Annotated in this window: 20 protein-coding genes; 13 read left to right on the top strand and 7 right to left on the bottom strand. The window is 38.7% G+C overall.

Features of this window, described 5'->3' with window-relative positions; all coding sequences use genetic code 11:
- Positions 1-59: 59 nt before the first annotated feature.
- Together DRF67_RS18240 and DRF67_RS18235 are read right to left on the bottom strand one after the other, a co-directional pair.
- On the bottom strand, positions 60-914 hold the full coding sequence (locus DRF67_RS18240) for a nucleoside phosphorylase (RefSeq protein ID WP_115929736.1): 855 nt from the start codon (positions 912-914) through the stop codon (positions 60-62).
- 21 nt (positions 915-935) lie between these two features.
- Positions 936-1,421 (bottom strand): hypothetical protein, encoded by a 486-nt coding sequence (locus DRF67_RS18235; protein ID WP_115929735.1) that lies wholly within the window; start codon positions 1,419-1,421, stop codon positions 936-938.
- Positions 1,422-1,623: 202 nt separating this feature from the next.
- On the opposite strand from DRF67_RS18235, the gene DRF67_RS18230 reads away from it, so the two are divergent.
- From DRF67_RS18230 to DRF67_RS18220, 3 genes are all read left to right on the top strand, one after another.
- Positions 1,624-3,480, top strand: coding sequence for a cytochrome-c peroxidase (locus tag DRF67_RS18230; RefSeq protein ID WP_228435849.1), 1,857 nt, complete (start codon positions 1,624-1,626; stop codon positions 3,478-3,480).
- A 264-nt stretch (positions 3,481-3,744) separates the two neighbouring features.
- A complete protein-coding gene (locus tag DRF67_RS18225) occupies positions 3,745-5,898 on the top strand; it encodes an alkaline phosphatase PhoX (RefSeq protein WP_115929734.1) in 2,154 nt (717 codons plus the stop codon).
- Between the two features lie 55 nt (positions 5,899-5,953).
- On the top strand, positions 5,954-6,853 hold the full coding sequence (locus tag DRF67_RS18220; RefSeq protein WP_115929794.1) for a leucine-rich repeat domain-containing protein: 900 nt from the start codon (positions 5,954-5,956) through the stop codon (positions 6,851-6,853).
- Between the two features lie 2 nt (positions 6,854-6,855).
- On the opposite strand, the gene DRF67_RS18215 is transcribed toward DRF67_RS18220, so the two are convergent.
- Positions 6,856-7,179 carry a translation initiation factor gene (locus DRF67_RS18215; RefSeq protein ID WP_115929733.1) on the bottom strand — a complete coding sequence of 108 codons (324 nt, stop codon included), beginning with the start codon at positions 7,177-7,179 and terminating at the stop codon, positions 6,856-6,858.
- Between the two features lie 181 nt (positions 7,180-7,360).
- Here DRF67_RS18215 and DRF67_RS18210 point away from each other — a divergent pair, with 181 nt between their 5' ends.
- The 6 genes from DRF67_RS18210 (at position 7,361) to DRF67_RS18185 (ending at position 13,741) form a co-directional block, all read left to right on the top strand.
- Positions 7,361-8,596: a DUF2268 domain-containing putative Zn-dependent protease gene (locus tag DRF67_RS18210; protein ID WP_115929732.1), complete on the top strand. Its 1,236-nt coding sequence runs from the start codon at positions 7,361-7,363 to the stop codon at positions 8,594-8,596.
- A gap of 219 nt (positions 8,597-8,815) precedes the next feature.
- A complete protein-coding gene (gene gpmI, locus DRF67_RS18205; protein ID WP_115929731.1) occupies positions 8,816-10,357 on the top strand; it encodes a 2,3-bisphosphoglycerate-independent phosphoglycerate mutase in 1,542 nt (513 codons plus the stop codon).
- Positions 10,358-10,503: 146 nt separating this feature from the next.
- Positions 10,504-11,481: an acyl-ACP desaturase gene (locus DRF67_RS18200; RefSeq protein ID WP_115929730.1), complete on the top strand. Its 978-nt coding sequence runs from the start codon at positions 10,504-10,506 to the stop codon at positions 11,479-11,481.
- Positions 11,482-11,575: 94 nt separating this feature from the next.
- A complete protein-coding gene (locus DRF67_RS18195) occupies positions 11,576-12,007 on the top strand; it encodes a BT0820 family HAD-type phosphatase (protein WP_115929729.1) in 432 nt (143 codons plus the stop codon).
- Between the two features lie 157 nt (positions 12,008-12,164).
- Complete coding sequence (gene map / locus DRF67_RS18190) at positions 12,165-12,974, top strand: type I methionyl aminopeptidase (protein WP_115929728.1); 810 nt, start codon at positions 12,165-12,167, stop codon at positions 12,972-12,974.
- Positions 12,974-13,741: a class I SAM-dependent methyltransferase gene (locus DRF67_RS18185; protein WP_115929727.1), complete on the top strand. Its 768-nt coding sequence runs from the start codon at positions 12,974-12,976 to the stop codon at positions 13,739-13,741. The genes map and DRF67_RS18185 overlap by 1 nt, the downstream gene beginning before the upstream one ends.
- A gap of 83 nt (positions 13,742-13,824) precedes the next feature.
- Here the strand turns inward: DRF67_RS18185 and DRF67_RS18180 are convergent, their stop codons facing one another.
- The gene (locus DRF67_RS18180; RefSeq protein WP_115929726.1) at positions 13,825-14,157 is read right to left on the bottom strand and encodes a DMT family transporter; all 333 of its coding nucleotides are present in this window, start codon (positions 14,155-14,157) and stop codon (positions 13,825-13,827) included.
- 201 nt (positions 14,158-14,358) lie between these two features.
- Positions 14,359-14,922, bottom strand: coding sequence for a Crp/Fnr family transcriptional regulator (locus DRF67_RS18175; protein WP_115929725.1), 564 nt, complete (start codon positions 14,920-14,922; stop codon positions 14,359-14,361).
- Positions 14,923-15,112: 190 nt separating this feature from the next.
- Between DRF67_RS18175 and era the strand changes: the two genes are divergently transcribed.
- On the top strand, positions 15,113-15,988 hold the full coding sequence (gene era, locus DRF67_RS18170) for a GTPase Era (RefSeq protein WP_115929724.1): 876 nt from the start codon (positions 15,113-15,115) through the stop codon (positions 15,986-15,988).
- Between the two features lie 68 nt (positions 15,989-16,056).
- Complete coding sequence (locus tag DRF67_RS18165) at positions 16,057-16,485, top strand: DoxX family protein (protein ID WP_115929723.1); 429 nt, start codon at positions 16,057-16,059, stop codon at positions 16,483-16,485.
- Between the two features lie 62 nt (positions 16,486-16,547).
- Here DRF67_RS18165 and DRF67_RS21610 read toward each other — a convergent pair whose 3' ends face one another.
- Positions 16,548-16,700 (bottom strand): bacteriocin-like protein, encoded by a 153-nt coding sequence (locus tag DRF67_RS21610; protein WP_165851832.1) that lies wholly within the window; start codon positions 16,698-16,700, stop codon positions 16,548-16,550.
- A 118-nt stretch (positions 16,701-16,818) separates the two neighbouring features.
- On the opposite strand from DRF67_RS21610, the gene DRF67_RS18160 reads away from it, so the two are divergent.
- On the top strand, positions 16,819-19,221 hold the full coding sequence (locus DRF67_RS18160; protein WP_115929722.1) for an alpha/beta hydrolase family protein: 2,403 nt from the start codon (positions 16,819-16,821) through the stop codon (positions 19,219-19,221).
- 67 nt (positions 19,222-19,288) lie between these two features.
- On the opposite strand, the gene DRF67_RS18155 is transcribed toward DRF67_RS18160, so the two are convergent.
- Positions 19,289-19,987: an HAD family hydrolase gene (locus DRF67_RS18155; protein WP_115929721.1), complete on the bottom strand. Its 699-nt coding sequence runs from the start codon at positions 19,985-19,987 to the stop codon at positions 19,289-19,291.
- A gap of 76 nt (positions 19,988-20,063) precedes the next feature.
- Here DRF67_RS18155 and DRF67_RS18150 point away from each other — a divergent pair, with 76 nt between their 5' ends.
- A complete protein-coding gene (locus tag DRF67_RS18150) occupies positions 20,064-20,621 on the top strand; it encodes a Crp/Fnr family transcriptional regulator (RefSeq protein ID WP_115929720.1) in 558 nt (185 codons plus the stop codon).
- Positions 20,622-21,057 lie beyond the last annotated feature (436 nt).

Raw genomic sequence — 21,057 nt, 5'->3', positions numbered from 1 at the left:
AAGCCATCCTTGTTATAAGGACAGCTTTATATATGTTTCTAAACCGCTGTAATTAAATACTACTTAATGATTCTGTCTAGTACCCAATTAATCAGGTTTTTCTCAGAAGCATGGTGGTCTGCAGAGAATTCTCCACGTCTTCTGTTGGCGATCACGTTGTTTACGGTAATCGCTTTATGTCCTAATAATTTGGAAAGGGCATAGATTGCAGAGGTTTCCATTTCAAAATTTGTGATTCCCAGATCATTCAGGGTCTCCAGGAATTGATCATCGACTGCTTTTAAACGAAGCTGTCTTCCCTGTGGCGCATAGAATCCCGGGAACGTAGCCGTATTTCCATGGTATTTGGCATCCTTATAATAATCGCCCATTTCTTCCGCCCAGTCTGAGAAGTACAGCATAGGCTTGATTCTTTCGTAAGGAAATTTTTCTAAAAAGCTTTTTGAAAACTCATTTTCGAAGTTATAGTCCTGGTAGAAATGCATCAGTCCGTCTAATCCTACTACATTCTGAGTAACCAGCATATTGTCTACCTGTACTTCAGGGTTTACACTTCCGCAGGTTCCCATTCGGAAAAGCTCAAGGGCTTTATGCTCCGATTTAAACTCTTTGTTTTTAAGATCGATATTCACCAGCGCATCCAACTCGTTCATTACGATATCAATGTTTTCAGTTCCGATACCAGTTGACATTACAGTGATCCTTTCTCCACGAAGCGTTCCTGTATGCGTATAAAATTCTCTTTTATTTTTTTTGATCTCTACAGTATCAAAGTATTTTGAAACTTTTGCTACTCTGTCCGGATCGCCTACAAGGATAATTTTGTCGGCAATATCTTCAGGTAAAAGATTCAGGTGGTATACACTTCCATCTTCATTCAGAACAAGTTCTGAGGCTGCAAGTTTATTTAGCATAATATGTATATTTTGTTTTTTTTAATTAATGATAATAGCATCTTTATAAGGAGATCCCATCAGTTCATAGATGTCATTGTATTCCTCTACAATTCTTTTCTGGCCGTTCATCACCTCATATACGGTAACGACTGTCTTTTCGATGTTTTTGGGATCTTTTCGCTGTGAGGTGATTTCGTAGAAATGGTCATCTTTTTTTAGAACAGAGATCAGCTCTTCTTTCGTTGAGTTGTTGGCACTCATCATTCCGGGGAATTCAATGACAATGTCTTTCAGATCAGAATAGTTTTTATAGGGCTTGGTCACACCATTAGAGTATACATAGACATTGGGAATTTCTTTATCCTTTTCAAGGCGTACCAGATAATAGTCATTGCCTTTTTTCTCGGCGTATACAGCCATTTCCTGTTTTTTTACCGGTTGCTTCTCCTGTTGCTTTTTCTTTTGTGAAAAGGCCGTCATCGAAAGAAAACTTGCTGCAAGAGCAAAGAATAGTCTTGTTTTCATAATACTATTTAGTTTTTGATGTGTTGATTTAGTTTAAAAAATCCTCCCCAATAATCTTCTGCATTATTTATTTTCCGGTCTTTTAGAATAAACCGCTGTTCAGGATAATGAATTTGATTTCGGGGCTTAAAATTAGTGAAAAATATTAATATCATAAATATAAACATTATTTAATCTGCCATTAAAACTGGGATAATATCTGATGAATACTTTTGCCGCTAAAAAATTAATGAGATTTTATCCACTGCTTATTGTAATCCTTCTGGCAGGATTGGCAATAATGTCTTTTAATCCTGTATATCAAGGAACAGAAAGTGAGAATACCTTTGTCAATAAAGGTTTGTCCGATTTTAAAATGAAGCTTGAACGTCTGAAATCAGATGCTTACCGGTTCTCAGAAGACCGGATTACCATCGAAGATCTCCGCCAATCATTAAGCAGCACGAGAAACTCATTTAAAGAAGTAGAATTTTATGTTGCCTATCATTATCCGGAATTTACAAAAACACACCTTAATGCCGCTCCCTTATTTCATATTGAAGCGGCGGGAACTTCTTCATATACCTTACCGCCTGAAGGATTGCAGGTATTGGACGAATTGATTTTCTCAGAGGAAGCAGCAGATGAAAAAGAACAGATCAAAACAATTACCGACTTTTTATACAACAGTTATTCAGCCTTCTATTTAAGCTCGGTAAAAAACGGGCTCAGCCAGGGAAATAATAAAACACTGCCACTGCGTATAGAACTGATCAGAATCTATTCATTGGGCGTAACAGGCTTCGATACTCCCGGTTCTCTGAATACTTCTGAAGAAGCAAAACATGCTTTTTTGGGGATGCAAAAATACATCAGTGATGATCCTTATTTTAAAAATTACAATACACAGACTGCCCATCAGATCATGGCCGGTGCTGTAGCCTATCTTTCCGAACATACAGATTTTGAAACTTTTGACCGGATCGGGTTTTATAAAAAATACATACAGCCTCTATACGAGGAACTCGGAAAATGGGACGGTAGGCCCGATGACCTGAAAGAATTTTCCGGCTGGAATGTGAATAATAAAAACCTGTTCAGCAGTGATTTTTTAGATCCTTACTTTTATACCCTCCTAGAATCTTCTGAAGATCATCCGGCTCTCCGGAATCTCGGAAAATCGATTTTCTACGATCAACAATTGAGCAGTAATGAAAAAATGAGCTGTGCCACCTGTCATCTCCCTGAAAATGCTTTTACAGATCTCAAAACAAAATCACCGGGTAATGTAGAAGGAAAAACAGTACTGAGAAACTCTCCCTCCCTGTATAATGCGGTATTTGCCAAGAGGTTTTTCTACGATCTCCGTGCTTTTTACCTTGAGCAGCAGGCAGAGCACGTGATCTATAATCAGGAAGAATTCAATACGAGCTATGAAAGCATCATTCAAAAGCTAAACACAAAACCTGAATATAAAAAAGCTTTCCGTACTGCTTTCAAAGACGGAAAGATCAGCAAAGAAAACTTTTCAAAAGCATTAAGCTCTTACGTTGCTTCGCTGTATTCTTTTGACAGCGACTTTGACCGTTTCATGAGAAATGAAAAGGAAATTTCCGATGATGCCAAAAAAGGATTCAACTTGTTTATGGGAAAAGCAAATTGTGCAACCTGCCATTTTGCCCCGCATTTTTCAGGTCTGGTACCACCTTTTTTTAATGAAAACGAATCTGAAGTGCTGGGTGTAACTACAAAACCGGTTACGCAGCTTCCTGTACAACTTGATGGGGATATGGGAAGAGGAAACAGTCCGGTAAAAAAAGAAAAATCGTGGATCTATGATTATTCATTCAAAACGGTTACAGTCAGAAATATAGCGCTTACGAAACCGTATTTCCATAACGGAGCTTTCAGCACCCTGGAAGAAGTTCTTGATTTTTATAATGAAGGCGGTGGTGAAGGATTAGGACTAAAAATGAAAAATCAGACGCTTTCACCGGATAAATTAAACCTTACACAGACGGAAATCCAACAGATCATCGCCTTTCTGAATACACTTACAGATGTAAGTAAAGCGAAATAGACGGCAATACGCGGTGGAGGGGTGAAGTATCATCACATCGTGAACCTGTTTGAGATTCATCTACTGATTTATGTGATATTGGTTTTAATCAAAACCAAAATTTTCACCCGGAACCCTGTTTGTAACACTATTTAACAAAAAATTAATCCGCTTAATATTGGGTTCAAAATTTATTAATATTCATGAATCTATATTTAAAATCCTATTAACAGAGGAGGAGTTCTAAAAAAATAGTTTTGCATCGTCTAATAAATCAAATTAATAATGAAGAAAAAACTACTAACAATTGGAGCTCTAGCTTTACTTGCCTGTTCAGGTATCCAGGCCCAGACGATCCTGTTTGACAGAGGTTCCTCATGGAGCTATAAAGACAATAATCAGGCTCAGCCTGCAGGATGGAACGCGAAAACATTTGACATTTCGGCATGGGCAGTAGGAAATAGCCCGCTGGGATATGGTGATCCCGTTACCACGACAATCAATTCCGGTTTGATCACCGCTTATTTTGCAAAAGACTTTACCGTAGATCTGGCGACACTTTCTGCGAATGTAGAACTGGGTGTGATGAGAGATGACGGTATTATTGTATACCTTAACGGTGAGGAAGTAGTAAGAGACAATATGCCGGCCGGAACGGTTACTTTTAACACATTCTCCAGTACCACTATTGATGGTTCCGCTGAAAATGTGTATACTATTTTTTCGATTCCGAAATCAAAATTTGTAGACGGGGTCAACAGAATTTCGGTTGAGCTTCATAACAGAAGTGCTACCAGTTCAGATCTTAGAATTGATGCATATCTGAAGACGACGACCAATACGACAAACCCTGTCGCCTGCAATGCAAATCACATCAGCTGCTTTACTTCTATTGTCCCTACAGCACAAACCAATAAACTGATTATCCCGGCAGAACATAAATATCAGCTTATTTTAAAAGAAGGCGACAATTACACAGAAGGCGGTGGAATGGTAGGTGGACAGAACGACTTTACAGCGTATGTAGCCAAGGCAGGAAGCAGTACCAATGGTTATCTTTCAGTGAACCATGAAACGAACCCGGGAGGGGTTACCATGGCTGAGATCAACTATAACGCTTCCACAAAGCTTTGGCAGCTGACCAAATCGAGAGCGGTAAGCTTCTCAGATCCAAGTCTGGTACAGACCATCAGAAACTGTTCAGGAGGTGTTACCCCTTGGGGAACAGTAGTAACCGCTGAAGAATCCGTTACTTCCAATGACGTCAATGGGGACGGATATAAAGATTATGGCTGGCTGGTAGAAATTGATCCTGCTACAGCACAGGTAATTTCTAAAAATCCTGACAATTCAAAAGGGAAGCTTTGGCAAATGGGAATCATGAACCACGAAAATGTAGTAGTGAACAACGCAGGAACTATTGCCTATTATGGTGAAGACGGAGGCACCCATATGGTCTATAAATATGTAATGGATACCCCGAACAACCTTGCTTCAGGAAACCTGTACGTACTAAAACTTGACCAGGGACTGACTGCTTCGGGAGATCCGGCTGCCACCACAGCAACATGGGTTCAGGTACCTAATAAAACAAAAGCAGATCAGAATAATACAACAGCTTTAGCAGCATCATTAGGCGGAACAAGATTTAATGGGGTGGAAGATGTGGACATCAGCCCATTGGATGGTAAAATTTACTTTACAGCAAAAGGTCTGGATAAAGTATACCGACTGCAGGATAACGGTACCACTGCTTCACAGGTGGAAACATTTGTGGGAGGTTCCTCTACGGTGTATTCTTTCACGACAGCACTGGGAACAAAATCTGAAGCTTGGGGAGATGGAAATGACAACCTTACTTTTGACGAGCTTGGTAATCTCTGGGTACTTCAGGATGGGGGCAAGAATTACATATGGGTAATTGCACCGGATCATACACAGGCTAACCCTAAGGTGAAGCTGTTTGCCTCAATGCCGGCAGGAGCAGAACCTACAGGACTTACCTTTACACCGGATCATAAATTTGGTTTCTTCTCCATCCAGCATCCGGATTCAACCATTTCTACGGATGTGGATGCCACAGGAAATATAATCAATTATAAAGGGAAATCGGCAACGGTCGTTATCGCTCTTAAAAACAACCTGGGAATCGAAGGTTCTTTAGGAACAATTGAAAACAAAACCGCCGAAACAACAGTAACCGTAGCTCCGAATCCTACTTCAGGCAGGGTAAAGATCAATTCAGAAAAAGGATTGAAGAACCTTTCGGTAACCGCTTACAGCATAGAAGGAAAAATCGTGTATACACAGAAGTTCAACGGAATCAGCAAAGCGTTGGATCTTGACTTTACACAGCAATTGGAGGGATCCCGTGTTTTAATTTTAAATATTGAAGCAGAAGGTGGTTTCCAAAAGACCGTGAAACTTTTGAAGAAATAATGAATCATATATTTTGTATTCCGGCAACGAAGTTGCCGGAATACATTTTTTGTTTATGAAGAAAACTTTAGTATGCATTTCTGTCTTTTTGCTGTTTCAGGCAAAAGCACAGATCGATCCAGTGAAGTACCCGACATTTACCAATGTGGAAGACGCTATGAATAGCAGCAAAACCGTATACAGTATGAGCTTCAGAGAAAAAGGGCTGTTCAATCTGCCTCCTGAAATTTCAAAACTGAATTCGCTATTCTTTCTGAATATCATGGCAAACAAATTTGAAAAGATGGACCCGGTTCTCTTTACTTTGGAAGAACTGGAGATTTTAAATGTCAATGAAAACAGTATCAAATATATTCCTGATGAGATAGGTAAGCTCAGAAAACTGACTACCTTTTCTATGAATCTGAACGGCCTTACAAGTATAAATCCCAATGTATCAAAACTTCAGCATTTAAAAGCAGTCCATTTTGACGCCAATAATCTGAATGTTTTTCCTGAAGCACTTATGGAAATTCCCGCTTTGGAAGAAATTAACCTTCAGGGTAATCAAATCAGTTTTATTGCAGACGGACTTCACAAAATCAGAAATCTGAAATTTCTGAATCTTTCCGGAAATCAGATCAATGATTTGGGAAACCTTTCTTTTCCGCCCAATTTAAAATACCTGGAGCTGCAACAGAATGCCATTGTGAAACTCCCTGAAAATATTTTCAAAACCAGAAACCTTGAATTCCTGAATGTAAGCGATAATCATATCAAAGAAATTTCCCCGGGAATAAAAGGGTTGAAAAAAGTGGTCAGTATGAATCTTGCTAACAATAATATAAAAGAAATCCCTGTAGAGATCAGTCAGCTCAAAAATCTGAAAACGCTTATCCTTACAGGAAATCCTATCAAAAAATCTACGATCGAAAAATTAAGAACCATGATGCTGGAAACCCAGATCTATTTTTAGAACTATCCGCCCACACGCTTGGTCTTATATCCCATTTCTTTAAGGATATTCATTATTTTGTCACGGTTGTCTCCCTGAATGATAATCGTTCCATCCTTCTCAGAACCGCCTATTCCTAAGGTGGTTTTTATTTTTTTGGATATTTTTTTCAGGTCTTCTTCACTGCCTTCCCAACCCTCAACAATAGTGACGGGCTTTCCATTTCTTCCCTTTTTTTCAAATTTGCACACCAAAGGCTCTTTTTGCTTGAATTGTTCTTCAGGCATTTCAAAATCCTGCTCGTCATGATCAGGAAAAAGATTCTTCAATTGATCTCGTAAGTCCATACCGCAAAATTAAAAAAGATTTATGGATTTATAAAAAATCTGTTTCTGAAATTAAAAACGTTTTTTAGAGAAATAAATTTCATCAGACCCTAAAGATGAGGTGGGATACTGAAAAATAGAGATTCAAACTTATCTATGGTGCAATTTTTTATATTTTTGTCCGTTACCTTTAAAAACTAATATGCAGACCCATCACGTGCTTCCTGCCTTACTTTTAGCTTTCGGAATAACCAATGCTCAAACTGGTTTTTCTACAGATCCTCTAAAGGCGATTTTAGAAACAAAAGATGCTCAAAACTTTTGGAAAGCCTTCGATAAAATGGAGGTCTCCACAACCAATCCTTTTGTAGAATACATAGAAAATGGTTCGCCGGGAGTGAAAAGTTTTATCAGGAATCGTATCATTAATGCAGATTCACTATATGCAACAGTGAAAAAAAATAAAGAAGAATACCTTAAAACCAGAAATGTATTAGAAGGAATAGGGGAAAAAGATAAAAAACTAAAAGCAAGTTATAGTGCTTTAAAATATTGGTATCCAAAGGCTAAATTCTCAACCGTTTATTTCGTTTATGGAAGAATGAATACAGGCGGAAATTCTTCTGACGAAGGAATTTCAATTGGAACCGAACTGTTTAAAAATCTTGATGGAGTAGTGCCTCTTATTGTCCATGAAATGATCCACTTTCAGCAAAATAATAAAGGAGGGGAAACTTTATTAAAACAAGCTTTAACAGAGGGAGGAGCTGATTTTATTGGAGAATTTGTTTCCGGAGAGCGAATGAATGTAAAAGCATTTCAGTATGGCGAAGCAAATTCAGACAAATTATACAAAGAATTTGTAACAAGATATAAAAGTGATGATTTCAGAGATTGGTTTTATTGGACTTCCAAAATAGATGATAGACCCAATGATTTAGGATATTGGATCGGATACAAAATATGTGAAGCCTATTTCAATAAACAAACTGATAAGCATAAGGCAGTACATGATATCTTAAACATTGAAGATCCATTTTTATTTTTAAAAGAAAGTGGTTTTCTGGATTCTTATATCCAAGCCTATGCAAAAGAAAAGCATCTAAAGTATGATGATTTTTTTCAGGAATTTTCGGGAGAACCTTCAACGGTAACATTCGTAGTGAGTGTTCCCGATAAAAAGGATGAGGTTTATATTGCAGGAAATCAAAAAGAGTTGGGGAACTGGAGTGCATCTTCAGTTAAAATGGAAAGGAAAAGCGATCTCGAAAGAACACTTACTTTAAACATATATGTGCCGGCACAATTGAAATTTACCAAAGGAAACTGGAACCAGGAAGCAGATGTAAAAGGTTTGGAAAAAGGACAGAATATCAAAATCGAAAATGTGAAATCCAAAAAGTTTACTTATAAAATTAACAGTTGGTTTAAAAATTAGAACTCATCGTAGAGTTGAAGTCAGTGGATCTAAATCTATCATCATACATTTTAAATTCCGCATCATCTTCAAGAGAAAAATAGTGATAACATTGCTAAACCTCATAGACCTTTAAAACCTATGAGGTTTTATTTTGGTGATTTTAAACAAAATTTCAGTTCATCAATTCTTTCATTCATTTCAAATTAAATAAATTTGTAATACAAAAGTTTATACATAATGTCAAAAAAAGCAATACTGGCAATCCTTGACGGATGGGGACTTGGAACCAATCCTAACGTTTCCGCCATCGATAAAGCCAATACACCATTCATCGATAGCTGTTACCAAAACTTTCCCCATACCACGCTTGAAGCAAGCGGTCTTGCCGTTGGTCTTCCTGCCGGACAAATGGGAAATTCCGAAGTAGGTCATATGAACCTGGGAGCAGGAAGAGTGGTGTATCAAAACCTGGTGAAACTGAATATGGCTGTTGAAAACGGAACCCTGGGTCATGAAAAGGTAATTCAGGATGCTTTTGAATATGCTAAAAGAGAAAATAAAAAAGTGCATTTCATCGGACTGGTTTCCAATGGAGGGGTGCATTCACATATCAATCACTTAAAAGGCCTGCTCACAGCAGCTAAAGAATTTGGTTTGAATGAGAATGTTTTCGTTCATGCATTTACAGACGGTAGAGACTGCGATCCACATTCCGGGCTGGGGTTCATTGATGAGCTTCTGAAGCATATGGATGCCACCACAGGAAAGTTGGCTACTGTAGTAGGAAGATATTACGCAATGGACAGGGACAAAAGATGGGAGCGTGTAAAATTGGCCTATGATGCCCTTGTAGAAGGGGTAGGAGAACCAACTACGGATGCTTTGGCTGCGATAAAAGCCTCGTATGATCAGAATGTAACCGATGAATTCCTGAAGCCGATTATTATGGTAAACACCACAGCCATCGGAAATATAGTACCGGTCGCTAAAATTATTGATAATGATGTGGTGATCTGCTTCAACTTCCGTACAGACCGGGGGAGAGAAATTACAGAAGTTCTTTCCCAAAAAGATTTCCCCGAATTCTTTATGCGTAAGCTGAATCTTTATTATGTTACCTTAACCAATTACGATAAAACCTTCCAGAATGTTCAGGTCGTTTTTGACGAAAATGTTTTGACGGAAACTATGGGTGAGATCCTTGAGAAGAACGGAAAAAGCCAGATCAGAATTGCCGAAACAGAAAAATATCCGCACGTTACCTTTTTCTTCTCCGGAGGAAGGGAAGAAGAATTTGCTGGCGAAAGAAGATTATTATGTCCAAGCCCTAAAGATGTTCCTACCTACGATCTGAAACCCGAAATGTCGGCCTATGATATTACCAATGTTATTGTACCAGAACTGGAGCAGGGGACCGCAGATTTTGTTTGCCTGAACTTTGCGAATACTGATATGGTAGGACATACAGGAGTTTTTGAAGCTGCGGTAAAAGCTGCAGAAACAGTAGATCTGTGCATCCAGAAAGTGGCAACAGCTGCTTATGAAAATGGTTATGCTGTTTTCATCCTGGCAGACCACGGAAATAGTGATGTGATGATTAATCCCGACGGAACTCCAAATACCCAGCACTCAACCAATCTGGTGCCTTTTATTGTAATGGATAAAGACCGTACATGGAATTTAAAACCCGGAAAGCTGGGCGATGTAGCTCCTACAATCCTTTCAGTGATGGGAGTTCAGATTCCGGAAATTATGACAGGAGATATTTTAGTTAACTAAAATCCAATAATAATGTTAAAAATATGCCGTTATTGTATATCGGCATATTTTATGATTTATATCAGATAAGGTATGAGTTGCATACTTTATTATGCCATAAATAATAAATAAATCATATCTTTGTTAATTAAAAACTGAATAGTAAGATGTATCAAAAGCTTGTAAGGAAAGAAGTAATGGGAATATTGGAAAAGGAAGTAGGTTCTTTTCTTGATAAATTTTTAACGCCAATTGAAAAAATATGGCAGCCTTCCGATTATCTGCCAGATCCTTCAAGCGACGAATTCAAACATGATCTGGAAGAAATTCAGACGTTTGCCCGTGAGATGCCTTATGATCTTTTTGTCACGCTTATTGGAGACTGTATTACCGAAGAAGCTCTTCCTTCGTATGAGTCGTGGCTGATGGGTGTCGACGGAATCAATCAGGAAGAAAAAGTAGGCTGGGCCAACTGGGTGAGAGCCTGGACTGCAGAAGAAAACAGACATGGAGACCTTTTGAACAAATACCTTTACCTTTGTGGAAGAGTGAATATGAGGGAGGTTGAGATTACGACTCAGTATTTAATTAATGATGGTTTCGACCTGGGAACAAGTATGGATCCCTACAGAAACTTCATATACACAAGTTTCCAGGAGACTGCCACCAATATCTCTCACAGGAGAGTAGGGACACTGGCAAAACAGTCCGGGAACGGTAAGCTGGCCAAAATGTGCGGGGTCATTGCTGCAGATGAAGCAAGACATGCTAAAGCTTACAAACATTTCGTAGCTAAAATCCTAGAAATAGATGCATCGGAGATGATCATTGCCTTTGAAGATATGATGCGTAAGAAGATTGTGATGCCGGCTCACCTGATGAGACAGTCCGGACAGAAGGCAGGCGAGCTTTGGGGTCATTTCTCAGATGCGGCGCAGCGATGCATGGTCTATACCGGTCAGGATTATATCAATATTATGAAGGATCTTCTCGATGAATGGAAGATTGAACATGTAAAAGGACTTACAGAAAAAGCAGAAAAAGCTCAGGAATATCTGATGAAACTGCCTTCAAGATTACAGAAGATTACAGACAGGGTTTCCACTCCGGACCTTCAGTTCCAGTTCAGCTGGGTAAAGAGCTAGTCGTTCCATGTTATTTAAATTATAAAAGTTATTGAGTGCCTTTCTTTTTGGCACTCTTTTTATTTCTTATCTTTGCAAAATTAAAAAAGAACAAATGTTAAATAATAAAAAGATTGCTGTTGACTTTGACGGAACTATTGTTGATGACGCTTATCCGGCAATTGGTAAAGCAAAGATTTTTGCTTTTGAAACCTTGAAGAGGCTTCAGATGGAAGGATACAGACTCATTCTTTGGACGTACAGACATGGAAAAACGCTAGATGAAGCCGTAGAATTCTGCAAGCAAAACGGAATCGAATTTTATGCGGTGAATTCAAGTTTCGAAGGAGAAGTTTTTGACTCGGAGACGCAATCCAGAAAGCTGGATGCAGACTGGTTTATTGATGACAGAAACTTAGGAGGATTCCCAGGATGGGGTGAGATCTACAATATCATCCAGGAAAGAATAGAATTCCGTGTGGAAGGTAAAGAAGTTCTTGCCTATTCAAAACTTAAAAAAGAAAAGAAGAAAGGCCTTTTCTGGTAAATATAGAAATTAGAAGTCAGATATTAGAAATTCGTTTTAATATCAAATCAAAGCTTCTGTTTTTTATCAAAAAGAGTCTATAGATTGTTATAATATAGAAATACGCATCATGCTGTAATCTAGCTTCTAACATCTAATATCTAACATCTATACAACAATGATTCAATTAAAAACGATAGACGAACTTCGTCTGATGAAGGAGAGTGCCCGATTGGTTTCTAAAACATTGGGAATGTTGGCAAAAGAAATTAAACCAGGTATTACCACTTTATATCTGGATAAACTGGCCCATGATTTTATTAAAGATCACGGAGCAGAACCTGCATTTTTAGGATACGGCGGATTCCCGAATTCACTGTGTATCTCACCCAATGAGCAGGTGGTACACGGTTTCCCGAACAATGAGGTGGTAAAAGAAGGTGACGTTCTTTCCGTAGACTGTGGAGTTATCCTTAACGGGTTTGTGGGAGATCATGCTTATACCTTTGAGATTGGCGAAGTAAAACCGGAAGTGAAAAAAATGCTTCAGGTGACTAAAGAATCTCTCTACAAAGGTATCGAGCAATGTGTGAGAGGAAAAAGAATAGGAGATATTTCCCATGCAATCCAGGCACACTGTGAAAAAGAAGGATATGGAGTGGTAAGAGAACTTGTGGGACATGGCTTGGGCAGAAAAATGCACGAAGATCCTCAGGTTCCGAATTATGGAAGACAGGGAAGCGGAAAAGTGATCAAAGACGGTTTGGCTATCGCCATTGAGCCGATGATTAATCTTGGAACTGAAAAGGTGAAGTTCCATAATGACGGCTGGACGGTTACCACTTTAGATAATCTGCCATCTGCACACTTTGAGCATGACGTGGCAGTGATCAACGGTAAGCCTGTGCTGCTTTCTACATTCCAATATGTATATGAGGCACTGGGTATTGTAAGTGATGAAGAAAAGCAGTTCCAACTGGATTTTTAATGAAGAAGGTCACTAAACTTTTACTGAATAAAATCCCACGTCCGATGCTTATTAAAATGAGCATCTGGGCAAGGCCGCTTATTTATCAGTTTTTTAAAGGAGACCAGTTCTACGATCCTATTGATGGAAGATCTTACAGTAAATTCCTGCCTTATGGATACGGCAAACAGAGGGAAAATGCACTTTCTCCGGGAACGCTGAGTCTTGAAAGGCATCGTCAGATGTGGCTATACCTTCAGAACGAGACCGATTTCTTTATCAAAACCTATAAAGTGCTACACATTGCTCCCGAACAGGAATTTCTGAGGAAATTCAAAAGAATGAGCAACCTGAATTATATTTCAGCAGACCTGTATTCTCCGATTGTAGATGTAAAAGCCGATATCCTGGACTTACCGTTCGAAGATGAAAGCTTTGACATTATTTTCTGTAACCACGTTCTGGAACATATTGAAGATGATGCAAAAGCAATGAGCGAACTGTATAGGGTCATGAAGCCCGGAGGATGGGGGATTCTTCAGGTACCCATGAAAAACTCATTGGAAAGAACCTACGAAGATTTTACCATCAAAGATCCTAGAGAGCGTCAGAAGCACTTTGGGCAGTACGATCATGTCCGCTGGTACGGAATGGATTATTTTGACCGCTTAAGAAAGGCTGGCTTTGAAGCAGAAGCTAATTTTTATTCGAAGAAATTCTCTGATGAAGAAATCAGAAAATATGGATTACGGCAGAATGAGATCCTGCCTCTGGTTTATAAAAAATAAAAAAGGCCGCCTTCAGAATGAAGGCGGCCTCCTTTTAAATATAGATAGAAGTTATGCGCTCTTAAGAACTAAGATGAGATCTCTTAATGCGATGAAGATACCGCTTTTAATCCCACAACAGACCCGATAAGGGTTACAATAAAAAATACCCTCCAAAAGCTTACAGGATCCTTAAAGAATACAATTCCCATTAAGGCGGTACCCACCGCTCCGATTCCTGTCCATACCGCATAAGCCGTACCGATTGGTAAAGTCTGAGTGGCTTTGATCAGCAGAAGCATGCTTATCGTCATTGTTATCAGAAAGCCTGTATACCATAAATACATTTCTGTTCCCGATGTTTCTTTTGCCTTTCCTAAACATGAAGCGAAGGCCACTTCAAATAATCCGGCAATCACCAATATGATCCAATTCATTTTGTAAATTTTTATACTGCAAATTTCAGAAATCCCCGGGAGAAAAAATTTTACAATTGTTAAAAAATGATATTTTTGAGGCTAGAGGCTAGAGGCTAGAGGCTAGAGGCTAGAGGCTAGAGGCTAGAGGCTAGAGGTAGTTATTCCCGACTGCCAAAACGCACATCCTCTTTCTACCATCTTCTATCCTTAAACAATCAATCACTTAATTTCCGCTCTTATTCTGCTCAGACTCACCTGTGTAATTCCGAGATAGGAGGCAATATGCCCCAGCTGAACCCTTTGAAGTAATTCGGGCTGGTACAAAATAATGTCTTTGTAGCGTTCCAGAGAGGTTTTAAACTGCCTTGAAATAATCAGTTCTTCTGATTTTATCATTTCAGACTCCGCCAGTTTTCTTCCCCAATTCGCAATGTGGATGTCTTCATTGAAAAGTTTTTGGAGATTGGCGGTTTCCAGCCTGTAAAGGTCACAGTCCTCCAGCAGTTCTATACTTTCATAACCAGGCTGCTCCTGCACATAGCTTTTCATAGAAATCACTGTTTGGCCTTCACATCCGAACCAAAATGTAATATCATTTTCTGCTGTAGAGGAATAGGCCCGTGCAATGCCTTTACGGATAAAATAGACATAGGGAATTACTTTGTTGGCCTCCATCAGACAAAACCCCTTGGGATAGGACAGTTCAATAATGTGATTTTTTAAACTGGCTTTTGAGGTTTCCGGCAGGAGGTAGATCTGGTCAAGAATCTGGTCTATATTCATAAAAGATGAATTCTAATCCTCAAAAATATCAGTTTTAAGCAATGCAATACAAAATAATCTGATGATTTTTACGATTTACTTTCTGTGAGGGAATATTGTACCCAATAAGTCTCTTTTTTCTTTTAAATTTGAGATTAACGGTAAAGACCGATTTTGTTTTACTAACTTTGCAGTTCGTAATATTATTTTTATGCACAAAGCAGGATTTGTAAATATAGTGGGAAAGCCCAATGCAGGAAAATCAACGTTACTCAACCAGTTGATGGGAGAGAAGTTGGCCATCGTAACGCAGAAAGCCCAGACCACCCGTCACAGAATTTTTGGTATTTATAATGAAGATGATCTTCAGATTGTATTTTCTGATACTCCGGGAGTATTGGACCCGAAATATGGTTTGCAGGAAAAAATGATGGATTTTGTAAAAGATTCTCTACAGGATGCAGATGTTTTCCTGTTTATTGTAGATGTAACTGACAAAGCAGAACCTTCAGAATTTCTGATTGACAAACTGAATAAAATTCCTGTTCCTGTTCTCCTTCTTTTAAATAAGGTAGACCAGACAGATCAGGCAGGTCTTGAAAAATTGGTGGAAGACTGGCACAACAGAATCCCAAAAGCGGAAATTCTTCCTATTTCAGCACTGAATGCCTTCAATACAGAAATTATTTTACCCAAAATAAAATCCTTACTGCCTGAGAGCCCACCTTACTATGATAAGGATCAGTATACAGACAAACCCGAGAGATTCTTTGTGAACGAGGCGATCCGTGAAAAAATTCTTCTGAATTATGAAAAAGAAATACCTTATTCCGTAGAAGTGGTTACCGAGCAGTTCAAAGAAAAGGAAGGAATTATTTTTATAGATTCTATCATCTACGTAGAAAGAGATACCCAGAAGGGGATTATTATCGGACACAAAGGAGAGGCGATCAAAAAGGTGGGAACCGAAGCGAGAGTAGACCTGGAAAAGTTTTTCTCCAAGAAAATTCATTTAAACTTATTCGTTAAAGTGAAAAAGGACTGGCGAAAGAACGACAGGGATCTGAAAAATTTCGGATACAGATAAACTAAAAACACTGTAAGCACCGTTGTATTAAAAGATTTTTATTACCTTTAGTCTAAATTTTTTAGTAGATGAACTATAACAATTCAAATTCAAGCTCAATACCTAAAGATATTGTTTTATTGGTGGTGAGAGTGTTTGTTGGCTTTGCCATGCTCTCTCATGGATTTCCGAAACTTCAAATGCTGTTGGAAGGAGGCAAAATTGAGTTTTTTGATTTTCTGGGACTTGGTCCTCAGATTTCATTGATTCTTACCGTTTTTGCTGAATTTGTATGTTCCATCTTACTAATACTAGGACTTTTTACAAGAGTTGCTTTAGGATTCCTGATTTTTACAATGGCTATGGCTGCTTTTGTAGTTCACGGAGCAGACCCTTTTGAGAAAAGAGAAATGGCTTTGACTTATCTTTCCGTATACCTTCTTCTGATGGTGATCGGAGCCGGAAAAATCTCTGTGGATCATATGATAGAGAGAAGAAAAAGAGCTTCGGACTGGTAATACTGTCAAAACGAATACAAAATATAAACAGGCATCTCACAATGAGATGCCTGTTGTTTTAGTTACGGTCTGCAAGAAGGCAGACATTCCCAGATCGGCGCACCGTCCGGGGTTCTTCCAACTCTGCAAGCCATGTATCCCGATTCGCATAACGGAGCATTCCCTCCAATGATTGTTTTCAGATTTCCTTTTGATAATTTTCTTAAATTTTTCATATTATTCTAATTTGTGCATTAAAAGTAATGAATATTTATAATATGACACTTAAAGGTGTCTTATTTTTAATTTTACAGATCCTTTGAAATTCACTACTTTCGTGGAAAATGAATTTATATGAAGATAAAACTGACTATTTGCCTTCTGGCATTTCTCAATTTTTATGATGCACAGGAAAATATTACGTATCAGAAGCCGTCTGCTGAAATTCTTAAACTGGCGGATTACCAGAGACCACCCAGCGTTCTGATGAACAGTAAAAAAGATTGGGTTGTTTTTACCTACCGCCCAACATATAAGACCTTAGAGGATCTTAATCAGCAGGAAATGAAACTGGGAGGGCTGAGGATCAATCCGATCACCAATATTTCAAGTACGGCCACTTATTTTGATAATTTAAAGATCAGAAAGATCAGTGATAAAAATGAAATGCAGGTAAAAAACATGCCTGCATCTGCTAAAATTACCAATATTTCTTTCTCTCCTGACGAAAAGAAGCTGGCTTTTACCAATACCACAGCCAAAGGTGTAGAGCTTTGGATCATAGATATGGAAACCGCTTCTGCAAAGAAGCTCACGCAGGATAACCTGAATGCGAACCTGGGAACGCCCTATACGTGGCACAATGATTCTCAGAATATATTGATCAAGACACTTCTTCCGGGAAGGTCTGTACTTATTGATGCTGGCAAAGACCTTCCTACCGGACCCATCGTTTCTACCGCTGACGGAAAGGTTTCCCAGAACAGAACTTATCAGGATCTTCTAAAAAATCCTCAGGATGAGAAAAATTTTGAAGTGCTTACCGCTTCTGAAATGTATAATGTGGATCTCAATGGTGCACTCAAAAAAGTAATGGATCAGGATATGTACGCCGGAGTGAGCTTTTCTCCCGATGGAAATTACCTCCTGACCACAGTGATCAAAAAACCGTTCTCTTACATTGTTCCTTTGAGCAGATTCCCTATGACGACTACCGTTTACGACACTAAAGGAAACGTAGTAAAAGTAGTAAATGAAGTTCCCCTTAATGAAATTATGCCTAAAGGGTTCTCTTCTGTAAGGACCGGAAAGCGAAATATGACCTGGAGAAACGATGCACCTGCAACATTGGTTTTTGCAGAAGCTCTCGATAATGGTGATCAGTCAAAAACAGCTGATTACAGAGATGAGATCTTTACCTGGGAAGCTCCCTTTACCGGAACTCCAAAATCATTCTTTAAAACAAAACAGCGTTTTGATGGAGTAGACTGGACGAATGATCACTATGCGATCGTTTCCGAAGACTGGTATGATACAAGAAATACAAAATCATTCCTGATTGACCTGAATAACGGGGAATCAAAAGTAATTGATGACAGAAACTCTCAGGATGTATACAGTGATCCGGGAAGCTTTAATACAGTGAAAAACCAGTATGGAAGAAGTGTTGTGGATATGAAAGGAGGTAAGGCTTATCTTATCGGGGCAGGATTTACCAAGGATGGACAGCATCCCTTCATCGATGAAATGGATGTGAAATCGTTGAAAAAGAAAAGACTCTATACTTCCAACCTTAAAAACGCTAAAGAAGCAATTGTAGACATTCTGAATCCTTCAAAAGGGGAGATTTTAACAACTCAGCAGTCTTCAAGCCAATATCCAAACTATTTTAAAAAGAATATTAAATCTAATAAGACCGAAGCGGTCACCCATTTCGCAAACCCTTTTGAAAGCATCAGGGATGTGTATAAAGAAGTAATTACCTACAAGAGAAATGATGGCGTGACTCTAACGGGAACCCTTTATTTACCTGCGGATTATGATAGAAAAGCTAAGAAGCAAAAATTACCTCTATTGATCTGGGCGTATCCGAGAGAATATAAAGATAAGGATACTGCAGGGCAAAGCACGCAGAATGATAACGACTTTACATTCCCTACCTATGGTTCTTTTGTATATTGGACGGCTAAAGGGTATGCTGTTTTGGATAATGCAGCTTTTCCAATTGTAGGTGAAGGAAAAACAGAGCCTAATGATACTTTCATCCCTCAGCTGGTGGCAAACGCTGCTGCTGCCATTGATGCTGTAGATCATCTGGGATATATCGACAGAAAAAAAGTAGCGGTAGGAGGGCACTCTTACGGAGCATTTATGACGGCAAATCTGCTTACCCATTCTGATCTTTTTGCTTGCGGTATCGCAAGAAGCGGGGCTTATAACAGAACTCTCACGCCTTTTGGGTTCCAGACAGAGCAGAGGAATTACTGGGATGTTCCGGAGATCTATAATACCATGTCTCCGTTTATGCATGCGGATAAAATGAAAACCCCGCTTCTTTTGATCCATGGGGATGCAGATAACAACCCGGGAACTTTCACCCTGCAGACAGAAAGATACTTCCAGGCACTGAAAAATCTTGGAGCTCCAGTGAAAATGGTGCTTCTTCCAAAAGAGGCCCATGGGTACCAGGCTAAAGAAAATATCTTACATCTTTTATGGGAGCAGGATCAGTTCCTTGAAAAATGTCTGAAGAAATAAATGAAACCGGCTGTCTCCTTACGAGGCAGCCGGTTTTTTTATTATAAATTTCAGATTCCTGAACATTTTATATATTCTGCAGATGTTTCAGGATTTCATCAATACTTTTTAGCTCTATACAATATTCATGATCCAGGCTAATGTCTTGCTGCTCGTGGGACCAGGTCACATGATAAGGAATATGTGCTGCCGATCCACCGATGGCTAAAACAGGTAAAACATCAGATTTTATAGAATTTCCAAGCATCAGAAAGTTTTCCGGCTGACAGTCGAGATGTTTCAGTAATTTTCTGTAATCGTTTTCTTTTTTGTCGCTCATAATTTCAATATGATGAAAGTAGTCCTGCAATCCTGAGTTTTTGAGCTTTCGCTCCTGATCCAGAAGATCTCCTTTAGTAGCCACCACAAGCCTGTAGTTTCCTTTCAGGTTTTCCAGCGTTTCAGTAACGCCATCCAATAGCTCAATGGGTCTTTGAAGCAGTTCCTGGCCCAGTTCAATGGCTTTACTGACCATTTGTATTGGTGCAGTATGTTTAGATACCCTGGCGATCGTTTCGATCATGCAGAGCATAAAACCTTTTACTCCGTAGCCATATAAATGGAGATTTTGCATTTCAGTTTTAAATAGTTCCTGGGATACGGTATGCTGGGGCAGGTAATCCTCAAGGAGCCTGCAGAATTCTTTTTCGGTTTCCTGAAAATAAGGCTCATTGATCCAAAGTGTATCATCCGCGTCAAAGGCAATCGTTGTAATATGATTTTTCATTTTTGTTTTGTAATTTTCCGTTCACAAAATTCACTATAAAAAATAATTTAAAAAAGGACATTTGTCCCGGACCAGTATGTTACGAACCAATCAGGAATTTTTACACTATTTTGAAGATCTTTACAACAAGGCTGGTGGAGAGGTTGTCATAAAGTCTTTTTCACGGGACGAAAATATACTTACCCAGGGCCGGGCACTTTCAAGACTGATGCTCGTTAAAGAAGGAGTGGTTAAATGTTTTCTTACCGAAGAAAACGGAAAGGAATATATCGTAGAATTTTTGGGAAGTGGTGAGATTCTGGGTGAAGTGGAGCTGATCAAAAATATTCACTGTTTATGTTCAGTACAAGCTGTTTCTGAGGTCAGGGTCTATGAAACAACTATTTCATATTTTAAATCCCTGATCCAAAAAGATCTTACGCTGAATCATTTATTGCTGGATTCTTTTGCGGAACGCATCATTAATACCTCCAGCAGAGCCTCGTACCAGCAGCTGTATACCGTAGAGCATTCTTTAGGACAGTTGCTCACCATGCAGGAGAACGAAGGAATTCAGATTTCCAAAGAAGATATGGCAGCCTATCTGGGAATTACCGTGAGAAGCTTAAACAGAATCTTAAAAAGTTTAAAATAATATATACAGGTAAATACATAAGCTGAATTCAATAATATGAATTTAGAAGAATTACTTTCGTTTTCATGAGGGGTGTGTGCGTGTTAATTGATAAAATTGAGTAATTCAATCATGTTTTTACAGGGGTGTTTTTAAAATATAGTATTTTTGCATTATATTAGGGGGTCAGGTATAAAAGTTGTGGGGCCCAGGCAAAAAGTTGAGTTAATGTGAATAGGAAAAATACTATTGGGGTGGTATACCAATCCTGTTTGACTCTGTAAAAATAGTATTCACCGATTGAAGGGAGATGATTTTCGATTGTAGCGTATAAGTAAAAAAAATTAACCACAGATAACCTTTAGATTTGCAAAAGGATTTAGTTATAAATTAGATAATAATTAAATTCTGAAGAACCAGAGAAAATAAAGTGAACTAAACAGATGGATAGAAACGA

This window comes from Chryseobacterium pennipullorum, assembly GCF_003384725.1.
GTDB lineage: Bacteria > Bacteroidota > Bacteroidia > Flavobacteriales > Weeksellaceae > Chryseobacterium > Chryseobacterium pennipullorum.
Note: the sequence above shows the minus strand (reverse complement) of the source record. Positions and strands in the feature narration are given on the sequence as shown.

Coding starts and splice junctions, on each gene's coding strand:
- DRF67_RS18210 (WP_115929732.1), top strand. CDS start 7,361: ATGCAGACCCATCACGTGCTTCCTGCCTTACTTTTAGCTTTCGGAATA.
- era (WP_115929724.1), top strand. CDS start 15,113: ATGCACAAAGCAGGATTTGTAAATATAGTGGGAAAGCCCAATGCAGGA.
- DRF67_RS18225 (WP_115929734.1), top strand. CDS start 3,745: ATGAAGAAAAAACTACTAACAATTGGAGCTCTAGCTTTACTTGCCTGT.
- DRF67_RS18215 (WP_115929733.1), bottom strand. CDS start 7,179: ATGGACTTACGAGATCAATTGAAGAATCTTTTTCCTGATCATGACGAG.
- DRF67_RS18185 (WP_115929727.1), top strand. CDS start 12,974: ATGAAGAAGGTCACTAAACTTTTACTGAATAAAATCCCACGTCCGATG.
- DRF67_RS21610 (WP_165851832.1), bottom strand. CDS start 16,700: ATGAAAAATTTAAGAAAATTATCAAAAGGAAATCTGAAAACAATCATT.
- DRF67_RS18180 (WP_115929726.1), bottom strand. CDS start 14,157: ATGAATTGGATCATATTGGTGATTGCCGGATTATTTGAAGTGGCCTTC.
- DRF67_RS18160 (WP_115929722.1), top strand. CDS start 16,819: ATGAAGATAAAACTGACTATTTGCCTTCTGGCATTTCTCAATTTTTAT.
- DRF67_RS18155 (WP_115929721.1), bottom strand. CDS start 19,987: ATGAAAAATCATATTACAACGATTGCCTTTGACGCGGATGATACACTT.
- DRF67_RS18200 (WP_115929730.1), top strand. CDS start 10,504: ATGTATCAAAAGCTTGTAAGGAAAGAAGTAATGGGAATATTGGAAAAG.
- DRF67_RS18230 (WP_228435849.1), top strand. CDS start 1,624: ATGAATACTTTTGCCGCTAAAAAATTAATGAGATTTTATCCACTGCTT.
- DRF67_RS18165 (WP_115929723.1), top strand. CDS start 16,057: ATGAACTATAACAATTCAAATTCAAGCTCAATACCTAAAGATATTGTT.
- DRF67_RS18240 (WP_115929736.1), bottom strand. CDS start 914: ATGCTAAATAAACTTGCAGCCTCAGAACTTGTTCTGAATGAAGATGGA.
- DRF67_RS18195 (WP_115929729.1), top strand. CDS start 11,576: ATGTTAAATAATAAAAAGATTGCTGTTGACTTTGACGGAACTATTGTT.
- map (WP_115929728.1), top strand. CDS start 12,165: ATGATTCAATTAAAAACGATAGACGAACTTCGTCTGATGAAGGAGAGT.
- DRF67_RS18235 (WP_115929735.1), bottom strand. CDS start 1,421: ATGAAAACAAGACTATTCTTTGCTCTTGCAGCAAGTTTTCTTTCGATG.
- DRF67_RS18220 (WP_115929794.1), top strand. CDS start 5,954: ATGAAGAAAACTTTAGTATGCATTTCTGTCTTTTTGCTGTTTCAGGCA.
- DRF67_RS18175 (WP_115929725.1), bottom strand. CDS start 14,922: ATGAATATAGACCAGATTCTTGACCAGATCTACCTCCTGCCGGAAACC.
- gpmI (WP_115929731.1), top strand. CDS start 8,816: ATGTCAAAAAAAGCAATACTGGCAATCCTTGACGGATGGGGACTTGGA.
- DRF67_RS18150 (WP_115929720.1), top strand. CDS start 20,064: ATGTTACGAACCAATCAGGAATTTTTACACTATTTTGAAGATCTTTAC.